The organism is Mesorhizobium sp. P2_E9 (assembly GCF_056403815.1).
Genome location: NZ_JBFUET010000010.1, coordinates 191,980 through 204,297 on the forward strand (window position 1 = coordinate 191,980; position 12,318 = coordinate 204,297).

The 12,318-nt window shown below is 62.7% G+C and carries 5 protein-coding genes; all 5 read left to right on the forward strand.

Going from position 1 to position 12,318, the window contains the following annotated elements:
- The first annotated feature begins 75 nt into the window (after positions 1-75).
- The 5 genes from AC1D05_RS19985 (at position 76) to AC1D05_RS20005 (ending at position 12,072) form a co-directional block, all read left to right on the forward strand.
- Entirely contained in the window at positions 76-2,151 is a 2,076-nt protein-coding gene (locus tag AC1D05_RS19985; RefSeq protein WP_477443226.1) for a type I secretion system permease/ATPase, read from the forward strand.
- A 27-nt stretch (positions 2,152-2,178) separates the two neighbouring features.
- Positions 2,179-3,498 carry an HlyD family type I secretion periplasmic adaptor subunit gene (locus tag AC1D05_RS19990; protein ID WP_477443228.1) on the forward strand — a complete coding sequence of 440 codons (1,320 nt, stop codon included), beginning with the start codon at positions 2,179-2,181 and terminating at the stop codon, positions 3,496-3,498.
- A gap of 67 nt (positions 3,499-3,565) precedes the next feature.
- Positions 3,566-4,444 carry a sulfotransferase family protein gene (locus AC1D05_RS19995; RefSeq protein WP_477443230.1) on the forward strand — a complete coding sequence of 293 codons (879 nt, stop codon included), beginning with the start codon at positions 3,566-3,568 and terminating at the stop codon, positions 4,442-4,444.
- 122 nt (positions 4,445-4,566) lie between these two features.
- Entirely contained in the window at positions 4,567-6,072 is a 1,506-nt protein-coding gene (locus AC1D05_RS20000) for a lipopolysaccharide biosynthesis protein (protein ID WP_477443232.1), read from the forward strand.
- 189 nt (positions 6,073-6,261) lie between these two features.
- Positions 6,262-12,072, forward strand: a complete 5,811-nt coding sequence (locus AC1D05_RS20005; RefSeq protein ID WP_477443234.1) for a metallophosphoesterase — start codon at positions 6,262-6,264, stop codon at positions 12,070-12,072.
- The last annotated feature ends 246 nt before the right edge of the window (positions 12,073-12,318 follow it).

A 12,318-nucleotide genomic window follows, 5' to 3' on the forward strand; every position in this document is an offset into this window, starting at 1 on the left:
CTCCACCGGGCGAATTCTCATGTCGAAACGGAGCGGAGGCCGCTGGGCCTTCTGCGCGCAACCGCGCGCCGCAAGATGTCACGCCGCCCCCCACGGCGGCGCGGCGCCATCGTCCGCTGGCGCATTCCCGGTGCGATCCTGCTCCTGCTCGCTCTCGCGCTCCTGGGAATTGAGTTTCTGCCGCGCTTTGTTGATTTCGGAAGGATCTCGCAGACGCGCCCCTGGACCGATCTGGTGGCGGCCTTTTCCGATCCGCTGGCCTTGCTGGCCGGTCCGAACGCTCTCGCAGTTTGGCTGGCGGTCGCAGCCTTGGGCTTGCTCACGGTAGCCGGCCGCAGGGCAAGGCGGAGACGAAGAGGAACCTTGCCACGCGTGTTCGCGAACACCGGTGCCCAATCGCTTGTCAGGGACATTCAGCCACCGCCCGGTTCGGAACTGGGCAACGCGTTGCGCTCATGCAAGGCAGCGTTCGCGGGTGTTGCGGTTTTCAGCGGCGTGAGCAACATCCTCATGCTGACCGGCGCCATGTTCATGTTGCAGGTCTATGATCGCGTGCTGCCGAGCCGCAGCGTTCCGACTCTGGTGGCCATGGCGATATTGGCGGCGGTTCTGTTTCTCGGACAGGCGGTCATCGACCTCGTGCGCGGCCGCATCATGACCCGGATCGGCGCCGAACTGGATGAAGCAGTCGGGGGACGCGTATTCACCGCGGTATCAAGGCTGCCCTTGTACATCGGCCAGCAGGGTGACGGGCTGCAGCCGCAGCGCGATCTCGACAACATCCGCACATTTCTGTCGAGCCCCGGGCCTAGCACGCTTTTCGACTTTCCCTGGATGCCCTTTTATATGGCGATCATCTGGGCCCTTCATCCGACCCTTGGAATCACAGCCATTTGCGGTGCGATCGTGCTGGTGACGCTGACGGCCGCGACCGAGGTCTTTACGCGCAAACCCATGGGTGCCGCTGTTCTGATGGGCGTGCGGCGCAACAGCGTCGCCGAGGCCAGCCGCCGCAACGCGGAGGTTCTCGCGGCAATGGGCATGGGTCAGCGCCTGCACGACCATTGGCGGGAAGCAAGCCGCGAATATCTCACGCAACAGCAGCGTGTCAGCGATATCGTGGGCGGCTTCGGCAGCTTCGCCCGCGCCTTGCGACTGATGCTCCAGTCGGCAATGCTGGGTATCGGCGCCTGGCTGGTGATCCAGGGCGAAGCCACGTCCGGGGTGATCATCGCCGGCTCAATCCTTGCCGGCCGCGCGCTTGCGCCCGTCGATCTCGCCATCGCCCATTGGCGCAACTTCGTGGCCGCACGCCAGAGCTGGAGCAGGCTGAGCAAGTTGCTCGCCCGATTGCCGCAAAACGCTCAGCCGATGGCGCTTCCGGTGCCCGGCTCGAATTTGACGGTAGAGCGAATCGCGATCGGTGCGCCGGGCACACAACGGATCATCGTGCAGGGTGTGGAATTCAGCCTGGACGCGGGCTCCGTGCTCGGCATCATCGGCCCAAGCGGTTCCGGCAAATCGACCCTCGTTCGTGGACTGGTCGGCGCATCGCGACCGCAAGCGGGCCGTATCAAGCTGGATGGCGCAGCGCTCGATCAGTGGTCGTCGGAGCGCCTTGGCCGTTACATAGGTTACCTCCCGCAGGACGTCGAACTGTTCGCGGGAACGGTTGCCGCCAATATCGCCCGCTTCGATCCCGGATCGGACCCGGAGGCCATTGTTGCCGCCGCCCGCGCGGCGGGTGTTCATCAGCTGATCATCAGTCTTCCCAACGGCTACGAGACCCAGATCGGAGAGGGCGGAACCGCGCTTTCAGCCGGACAGCGCCAGCGCGTCGCTCTGGCACGCGCACTCTATTGCGATCCGTTCCTGGTCGTCCTCGACGAACCCAACTCCAATCTCGACATCGAAGGCGAAATGGCGCTTGCCCAGGCCATCCTGGGCATCAAGGCGCGCGGCGGCATTGTGGCGATCGTGGCGCACCGCCCGAACATTCTCACCACCGTCGATTTCGTGCTGATGATGAAAGAAGGTCAGATGCACATGTTCGGCACCAGGGAGTGCGTTCTGGCCAAACTCTTTCCGATGCCACAGGTCAATACCGAGGGCCTGCAGCCGGTTTCAAACTCGCCTCAACTGCCCAATTGACGACGTCCGGGACATGGGAAACGGGCAATGACGGCTGCTATCTTGGACCGATCGCTTTCCAACCGGCGATCCATTCGCCGCAATCTCGTGGGTGGGATGACCGTCGTCGCATTGCTCGTCGGCGGAATGGGAGTCTGGGCCGGCACGGTGGACATTTCGGGCGCGATAATTTCGCGTGGCGCCGTGATCGTCGATTCCAGCGAAAAGAAGGTACAGCACCCGACAGGCGGAGTGGTCGGCAAGATCTTCGTGCGCGATGGGGACCGTGTCCGAGCCGGAGATATTTTGGTCCAGCTTAGCGGCACCATTCCGCGTGCCAGCCTGGCTTACGTGACAAGGAACCTGGACGAACTCTATGCGCGGAAGTCCCGGCTTGAGGCCGAACGCGACGGCAGTGAGCGGATGACGCTTGCTCCGATGCTTGCGGCACGGATGAACGACCCTGAGATTGCGGCCACGGTGGCCAGCGAACAACGACTGTTCGAGCTTCGCCGGGTTGAGGTGTCTGGCAACAAGGCACGCCTGCGCGAACGCATCGATCAGCTCAGGAAACAGATCGAAGGCTATTCGGCTCAGGAATCGGCAAAGAGCAAGGAGATCGAGCTTATCAACGACGAACTGGCCGACATCCGCGGCCTGGTTGAAATGAAGCTCGTGCTCAAGTCGAAACTGACAGAATATGAACGCGAGGCGACACGCATCGAGGGTGAACGGGCTCAGCTTGTGTCGAGCATGGCGCAGGCAAAGGGAGCCATCGCCGAAGTCGAGCTTCAGATCCTGCAACTGGACAAGGAGTTCTCCAGCGAAACCGGAAGCGAGCTGCGCGAAGTCGACTCAAAGATCGACGAGTTCGAGGAGCGAAAGGTCACCGCGGAGGACCAACTGGCACGCATCGATATTCGCGCTCCCGCCAGCGGCACGGTTCATCAATCAACAATCCACACCGTGGGCGGCGTGATCAGCGCCGGGGAGCCAATCATGCTGATCGTGCCCGACACCGACACCCTCACGGTCGAAGTGAAGGCCGCTCCGCAAGACATCGACCAGCTCTTGATCGGCCAACGTGCGCGTCTTCGCTTCACCGCCTTCAACGTGCGCACGACGCCCGAGACTGAGGGCGTGGTGTCCATGATCGCGGCCGATGTAACGCGCGACCAGCACACCAATGAAGTCTACTACGAGGTGCGCATCACGCCCGACCCTAAGGATTTGAAGAAGCTCGGCCCGGTCTCGCTCATTCCCGGCATGCCGGTGGAGGCGTTCATACAGACCGGCGACCGCAAAGTGATCTCCTACCTGATGAAGCCTTTGACGGACCAGATGATGCGCGCTTTCAGGGACCAGTAGCTGCGTGGCGCAGACTGCCGGGCAGATCGATGCAATCCTGGTTCAACCGTAGCGACGGGGACTTGTGATGATGACGACAGAGCTGAAACCTCCGATTTTTCTGATTGGCAACTATCGGTCGGGTACCACCATTGCGCAGAAATTGATCGGGCTGCATCCGGACATCGTCACCTGGTACGAGCCAAGGACATTGTGGCTCTATGCCGATCCGGCGCGGCGTCATGACGAATTTGCCGAGAATGATGCCACTGAAAAGGTCGTTCGTTACATTCGCGACCGGTTCCTCGAGTACCAGTCGCGGCACGGGGGCCGGCGGATCATGGAGAACACGCCCTCCAATGTTCTTCGCGTGCCGTTTGTCCACGAGATCTTCCCGGACGCAATATTTCTATACATTACAAGAAATCCGTTCTCCTGCATAAGCTCGATGGAGCTAAAATGGCAGAAAACAAAGACTTTCAAGGGATTGCGTAGGACATTGGCGGTAACTCCGGTGACGCAGCTTCACTATTACGCAAAAGATTTTATAAAACAGATGATTTTCAAGAAATTGCTGAACAAGAAATACACACCGATCTACGGACCACGTTATAAGGGAATCGACGAGGACTTGAAGGGAACGGAAAAGTTGAGGGTGATCGCACGCCAGTGGGCGCGCGGCAACCGAAAGGCCCGGGAGGATCTCGCCAGGCTGGGGAACGGCCGCGTCTTGTCGTTTCGCTACGAAGATCTGATGCAGGATCCCGAGTCGGTGTTACGACGCATCTATCGACATTGCGGGCTGGACTGTACGGACGATATCGTTGGCACGGCCAAGGAGATGGTCGATCCCGGCCGTCAGCAGAAGTGGCTCCGCCTTGACCCCAAGGAACTGACCGCGATCGTTCCCGAGGTCCGGGACGAGATGGAGTTCTACCGATACGAAGTCCCCCAGGCTCTTAGTTGAGCATTGCACGGCGGCCCGAAGGCCCTCGAACACCGCCGTTGTGATGTTCGTCGCCTACCAAGCGCATTCCGGAAATATACGATGGCTGCCTGCCTGGGCCGGCCAAGTGAGTGGAGAGAGGCGTGAGCGATATTCGGCGCGGGCTGGCGAAACAAAGTGTCGTCGGCATGTTCTGGACGGCACTGTCCATGGGGGCGCTTGCGGTCGCGGAGATTGTCGCCCTCGTCGTCCTGGCCCGGCTGCTCTCTCCCAATGAGTTCGGCCTCTATTCCGCTTCCCTGATCGTCATCAAGTTTTCGGCCATCTTCCAGGGACTTGGCATTACTCCCGCGATCGTGCAGCGACCTGTGCTTGAGGAGCGGCATCTTCGGGCCGGGTTCACCTTGTCGTGCTTCCTCGGGCTTGCTGTGTCCGTACTGGTTTGGATAATGGCGCCCGCCATTGCCGACCTGCTTCGGCTGGCCGATCTGGCGCCGATCGTACGTGCAATCTGCTTCATCTTCCTTTTCCAGGGCGCTTCCATGGTGGCATTGGCCGCGGCCCAGCGCGCGCTGCGATTCCGCTGGCTCGCGCTTATCGACGCCTGCGCCTTTGCCGTCGGCTACGTCGTTGCCGCCCCGGTTCTGGCTTGGCTCGGCTTCGGCATCTGGTCGCTTGTCGCAGCAGTGCTGGTCCAGCAATTCATCCGCATGATCGTGCTGCTCGTCGGCCAGCCGCACCCGATGCGGCCTCTGCTGGAGCGACGCGCCATCCTTGAGCTGCTCTATTTCGGCAGTGGCTTTACCATTGCCCGGGTCTTCAATTACCTCGCAACCCAAGCCGACAGGCTTGTCGTGGGCCGCTGGCTCGGCGCCGACGCGCTCGGCCTGTATGGCCTGTCGTCGCAGCTGATGACGACCCCGGCGGTGATCGTCGGCCAGGTTCTCGATCGCGTCCTGTTCCCGACCATGGCGCTGGTCCAAGAGGAGCCTGCACGACTTGCCCGCGCCTACCGCAGCGCGCTGTCAGGGTGCGCCCTGCTCGTCCTGCCGGCCAGCGTGGTCGTGGCAATCGTCGCGCCCGAGTTGGTTCTGGTGATCCTCGGACGGGGGTGGGAGGGCGTCGTCGGCCCGCTGCAGATCCTGGCGTTCAGCATGCTCTTCCGCACGAGCTACAAGCTCAGCGATTCCGTCTCGCGGGCAACCGGCACGGTCTACGCCCGGGCTTGGCGCCAGGCTGTCTTCACCGTCGGCGTCTTCGTTGGGTCGATCATAGGCCAGCTATGGGGCGTGGAAGGAGTGGCATTCGGCGTAAGCGTGGCGTTCGCGGTCAACTTCTTCCTCATGGCACAGTTGAGCCTCCGCGTAACCAAGATGAGTTGGTCGGAGTTCGCGGGAGTGCACGTGCCTGGCCTCGCGCTCGCAGGCGTCGTCGGATTAGGGGTCTGGGCACCGGTGGAGTGGATGCGACAGCTGCAGCTGCCACCGCTCGCCCTGCTCGTCGATGCCGCCTTGCTGGCGTCAGCCGGGAGCTTGCTGCTGTGCTGGATCCTTCCGTCGCTGTTCCTTGGGCGCGATGGACTATCACTCCTGCGCCTGCTCGCGGCCGTAGCGCCAGCCTGGCCCAGGATGAAGAAGGCAACGGACTGATCAACGGCGGAACTCACAGTTTGTGCCCAACCGCCCAACCACGGATTTCCGGCCACGACTTTAATGCACAACGTCAAAACGTCATTGGCGCGGAGCGCGATCTTGAGGGCAACGACGGCGTGACGTCCGCTTCGGGCATGCCAAGGTTCTGGTCTTGAATCGAGGAAAAGTGCGGGAAGGAGATGCGACATGGCTAAACCGGCTCATGGCAGTGAAAGCAGCGCGAAACTCTTGATGACGGAGTTCGGCATCGACTCGGGCATCAAGGGCGACTGGCTGACGAATGAAACCTGGACCCCGCCGGTCGGAAGGGCGAATGGCAGCGAGACGCCCCCCGAGCTCTCCGATCTCAGCGACCACTCGACCGCCGACAAGGGCAGTCAAGCTCATGGCTTGGATCCAGCCGCGATCAAGCTCGATAACCTCGTCTCCGGCCACGGTATCGCCTTGGCCCAAGCAACCGGTGGCGAACCGAAACTCATCGGGTTGGCCGAGGCCGCAGCCAGACTCGGCATTCATCTCGACAGCACTTTTCTCGACACGCTGGCGGCGAAGGTTTCTGGCATGTGGAACCATGCGGTCGTGGACCATGCCGACAGCGGCGTCATCCACACCGCCGCCACCCCCGATGCGGCTGCTGGGACAGGCACGACCTCGACTGGCGCCACGGTCACCACCGCCAGCCTCTTCGCCGCCAGCTTAAGTGCGATCGACCCGATCTTCGAGACCAGGGTGGCGACCGCCGGCGACGATGTCGAGCAGAAGGGCTCCGGCTCGATTTCGAGCAACATCAACGATCTGGAACTGGGCTATGACGGCACAACCGCCCAGACGGTCGGCCTCCGCTTCACCGGCATCGACATCCCCAAGGGTGCCATCATCACCAGCGCCTATATCCAGTTCCAGGCCAACGAGGTGAAGACCGGTGCGACGTCGCTGACGATTCAGGGCGACAATACCGACGACGCCAGTCCCTTCACCACCGTCAGCTTCAACGTGTCCTCGCTTCCCAGGACGACTGCGTCAACGGCCTGGACGCCCGACCCGTGGACCGCGGTGGGCGACCACGGCCTTGCCGAGCGCACGCCGGATCTGTCGGCGATCGTGCAGGAGATCGTCAACCGCTCCGGCTGGGCTGCGCTCAACGACATGGCATTCCTGGTCACCGGCACCGGCACGCGCACCGCCGATTCCTATGAATACAATCCGGCCAGCGCGCCGCTGCTGCACATCGAATATCTGCTGCCCGCTGGCAGTCCGGTGGCCTTCAATTCGCCGGCCGATGCCGACCCCACCGCCAACCAGATCGCCGAACTCGCAGCGGCCGGCGCCCCTCTCGGCATCACCGCTTCGGCCACGGATCCCGACGCCGGCTCGACCGTCGCCTACAGCATCAACGACTCGCGCTTCGTCATCAACGCAAGCACCGGCGTCATCACGCGCTCGGCCACCGGCACGCTCGACTTCGAGACCCAACCGTCTATCAACCTGACCGTGACGGCAACCTCCTCCGACGGCAGCACCGCCAACCAGACCTTCACCGTCGCTGTCCTCAACAGCCCGGAGCCGGTCGCCTTCAACCCCTCGCCGGACACCGACACCGCCGTCAACCAGATTACCCAGAACGCCGCCGCCGGCACGACGGTCGGCATCACCGCCGCCGCCACGGATCCCGATGCCGGATCGACCGTCACCTACACCATCGATGACACACGCTTCGCCATCAATGCCAGCACCGGCGTCATCACGCGCTCGAGCACCGGCACGCTCAACGCGACTTCGGAGCCGTCGGTCAGCCTGACCGTCACTGCCACCTCGTCCGACGGCAGTATCGATACTCATGTCTTCAGCGTTGGCGTCACGGCCAACCAGCTGCCGGTGACCTTCAACACACCGGCCGATGCCGACCCCACTGTCAACCAGATCGCCGAACTCGCCGCGGCCGGCACGGCCGTCGGCGTCACCGCTTCGGCCACCGATCCCGACGCCGGCTCGACCGTCACCTACAGTATCAACGACTCGCGCTTCGCCATCGACGCCAGCTCCGGCGTCATCACGCGCTCGGCCACCGGCACGCTCGACTTCGAGACCCAGCCCTCGATCAACCTGACAGTGACGGCAACCTCCTCCGACGGAAGCACCGCGAACCAGACCTTCATCGTCGGCGCCCTCGACAGTCCGGAGCCGGTCACCTTCAACCCCTCGCCGGATGCCAACCCCGCCGTCAACCAGATCGCCGAACTCGCTGCAGCGGGCACGGCCGTCGGCGTCACCGCTTCGGCCACGGATCCCGACGCCGGCTCGACCGTCACCTACAGTATCAACGACTCGCGCTTCGCCATCGACGCCAGCTCCGGCGTCATTACACGCTCGGCCACCGGCACGCTCGACTTCGAGACGCAGCCGTCGATCAACCTGACGGTGACGGCAACCTCGTCCGATGGAAGCACCACCAACCAGGCCTTCACCGTCGGCGTTCTCAACAGCCCGGAGCCGGTCGCTTTCAACCCCTCGCCCGATGCTAACCCCGCCGTCAACCAGATTACCCAGAACGCCGCCGCCGGTACGGCGATCGGCATCACCGCCGCGGCCACGGACCCCGACGCCGGCTCGACCGTCACCTACAGCATCAGCGACTCGCGCTTCGCCATCAATGCCGGCACCGGCGTCATCACGCGCTCGAACACCGGCACGCTCAACGCGACGTCGGAGCCGTCGGTCAACTTCAACGTGACCGCGACTTCGTCCGACGGCAGCACCGATACCCACGCCTTCGCCGTCGCTGTCTCCGGGACGGGCAGCACCACACCTGTGATCATCGAAACAAGGGTGGCGACCGCCGGCGACGATGTCGAGCAGAAAAGCACCGGCGCGATTTCGACCAACGTCACCGACCTGGAGTTGGCCTATGACGGCTCCACGGCCCAGACGGTCGGCCTCCGTTTCACCGGTATCAACATCCCTCAGGGCGCCATCATCACCAGCGCCTATGTCCAGTTCCAGGCCAATGAGGTGAAGACCGGCGCGGCGTCGCTGCTGATTCAGGGTGATAATGTTGACGACGCGAGCGTCTTCACCAGCGTCAAGTTCAACGTGTCCTCACTTCCCAAGACGACTGCGTCCACGGCCTGGACCCCGGACCCGTGGACCACGGTGGGCGACCACGGCCTGGCCGAGCGCACGCCGGACCTCACGGCGATCGTGCAGGAGATCGTCAACCGCTCGGGCTGGGCGGCGCTCAACGATATGGCATTCCTGGTCAGCGGCACCGGCACACGCACGGCCGATTCCTACGAATACAATCCGGCCAGCGCGCCGTTGCTGCACATCGAATATCTGCTGCCCGGCCCGGCCGGCTCTCCGGTGGCCTTCAACACGCCGGCCGATTCCAACCTCTCCGCCAACCAGATCGCTGAACTCGCCGCGGCGGGCACGGCTATCGGCATCACCGCCTCGGCCACGGATCCCGATGCCGGATCGACCGTCGCCTACAGTATCAGTGATACACGCTTCGCCATCGACGCCAGCACCGGCGTCATCACACGCTCGGCCACCGGCACGCTCGACTTCGAAACCCAGACGTCGATCAACCTCACGGTGACGGCAACGTCCTCCGATGGAAGCACCGCCAACCAGACCTTCACCGTCGGCGTCCTCGACAGCCAGGAGCCGGTCGCCTTCAACACCCCGTCGGATGCCGACAGCGCCGCCAACCTGATCGCCCAGAACGCCGCCGCCGGCACGGCAACCGGCATCACTGCCTCGGCCAGGGATCCCGATGCCGGATCGACGATCACCTACACCGTGAATGACCCGCGCTTCGCCATCAATTCCAGCACCGGTGTCATTACGCGCTCGGGCACCGGCACGCTCAATGCAGCAACCGAGCCGGCGGCCAACCTGCATGTCACCGCCACCTCCTCCGATGGGAGCACCGCGGGCCAGGACTATGCCGTCAGTGTGTCCACAGGGCCGATCTTCGAGACAAGGGTTGCGTCCAGCGCCGACGACGCCGAACAAGGCCCTACCGGCGGGATGAACCTCACCGGCGGCAATCTCGACATGGTGTTTGACGGCACCAAGGTCCAGACGGTCGGATTGCGCTTCACCAGCGTCAACATTCCGTACGACGCCGTCATCACCAGTGCCTATATTCAGTTCCAGGCGCAAAATACGAGCACCGGCGCTGTGTCGCTCTTGATCCGGGGCGAAAACAGCGACGAATCCACCCCCTTCGAGAGTGAGATAAGCGACCTCACCTTGCGCCCCATGACGAACACCTCGGTGACGTGGACGCCACCCGATTGGACCGTCAACAATGAAGCTGGCCCCGCCGAACGCACGTCGGACATCTCGGCGATTGTGCAGGAGATCATCGGCCGCTCGGGCTGGCTACCGCAGAACGACATGGCATTCATCGTCAGTGGCAGCAGCGGCGAGCGCAGGGCCAATTCCTTCGATGCCAGCAGCACCGGCGCCCCACTTCTGCACATCGAGTACTATGTGCCGACTACCGGTCCGGTCGCCTTCAAGCATCCAGCGGATGCCGACTCTGCCTCCAATCAGATCACTGACAATGCCGTCGCGGGCACCGTGGTTCACATCACAGCCGCAGCCAAGGATCCCGACGTCACCAATACGGTCACCTACAGCCTCAACGACTCGCGCTTCGCCATCGATGCCAATACCGGCGTCATCACGCGCTCCGGCACCGGCACGCTCAATGCGGCAACCGAGGGGTCAATCAACCTCCACGTCACCGCAACCTCGTCCGACGGGAGCACCGCCGCGCACGACTATGCGGTCAGCGTCGTTCCGACGACCGCGCCGCAGACATTATACCGGTTCGCGATCTTTGGTGATTACGGCGACACCGACCTCTCCGGCGAAAAAGCCGTCTCGGCGATGGTCCATGCCTGGAACCCAGACTTCATCCTGACAGTCGGCGACAACGTATATGCACCGCAGACCTTGGACGCCGCCGTCGGCCAACAGTACCATGACTACATCGGCAATTATCAGGGCGCGTACGGCAGCGGCAGCACTATCAACCGCTTCTTTCCCACGCTCGGCAATCACGAATACGACGAAAACAACGTTACCAACTACCTGAATTACTTCACGCTGCCCGACAATGAGCGGTATTACGACTTCCAGATCGGGCCGGTGCACTTCTTCGCTCTCAGCAGCAACAAGCAGGAGCCGGATGGCCGCAGTTCCACCTCCGTGCAGGGCCATTGGATGCAGAATCTTCTCGCGAATTCCGACGCGAGCTTCAACCTGGCATACTATCATCACACGGCATACAACCCGAGCGGCAGCACTGTCACCATGCGGTGGCCCTTCGAGCAATGGGGCGTGAATGCGGTCTTTGCCGGCCACGAGCACAATTACTATCGCGAGAATCGGGACGATAACGGCGACGGCGTCTATCTCCCCTACACGACCACCGGCCTCGGCGGAGCTGGCAAGACTGTTCCCAACGTCGGCGCCAATTTGGTGACGATCACGGACGCGGGCATGCTGATCGAGTTCTACAAGGTGGGCAGCTTCAACGGGACGACCGCTACCCCTGTTCTCACGGATTCCTACTTTGTCCCGACGCCCGCGGGGCGCACGCCGACAATCGTCAACGGGGGTTATGTCCTGAACGGCACCACCGGCGCCGACTATCTGTGGGGTCTGGGGGGCAACGACACGCTGATCGGCGGGCGCGGAAACGACTTGCTGGTTGCCGGTAACCAGCACAATCTGTTCGTGTTCGCCCACGGCGACGGTCAGGACACGGTCATGAATTTCCTGCCCGGCGCCGGTACCGGCGACGTCCTCGATCTCAGGGCCTTTGGCATCTACAACACCAGCCAGTTCCTGCAGGTGGCCACGAACCAGGGCTCGAATGTCGTGGCGTCGCTGGGCGGCGGCGACCAGATCACGCTGACCGGTGTTCATGTGGAGCAGTTCCACAACGACAACTTCCTGAGCAGTCTGCTCCTCGCATAGGGCCACTTTCCGGCATGCTCGAAAGTCCACGGCGAGCCCATCCCGATGAGATCGGGATGGGCTCTTTCTTTTGTTTGAGACGATCTTTCGAACCGGATCAGCGTGGCAAAAACCGGATCCATTTTTGGTGTCGGGATGATGCTCAAATGCAAGCGCGGGCCTAGAGCAGTTCACCGTTTCACGGAAACGGCGAACCGCTCTAACTCTTTGTTTTGACGCAATTCCCTAGGGAAAGCGCTGCGCGCT

Bases quoted from the DNA above. Each gene is read 5' to 3' on its own strand.
- AC1D05_RS19985 (WP_477443226.1), top strand. From the start codon at position 76: ATGTCACGCCGCCCCCCACGGCGGCGCGGCGCCATCGTCCGCTGGCGC.
- AC1D05_RS19990 (WP_477443228.1), top strand. From the start codon at position 2,179: ATGACGGCTGCTATCTTGGACCGATCGCTTTCCAACCGGCGATCCATT.
- AC1D05_RS19995 (WP_477443230.1), top strand. From the start codon at position 3,566: ATGATGACGACAGAGCTGAAACCTCCGATTTTTCTGATTGGCAACTAT.
- AC1D05_RS20005 (WP_477443234.1), top strand. From the start codon at position 6,262: ATGGCTAAACCGGCTCATGGCAGTGAAAGCAGCGCGAAACTCTTGATG.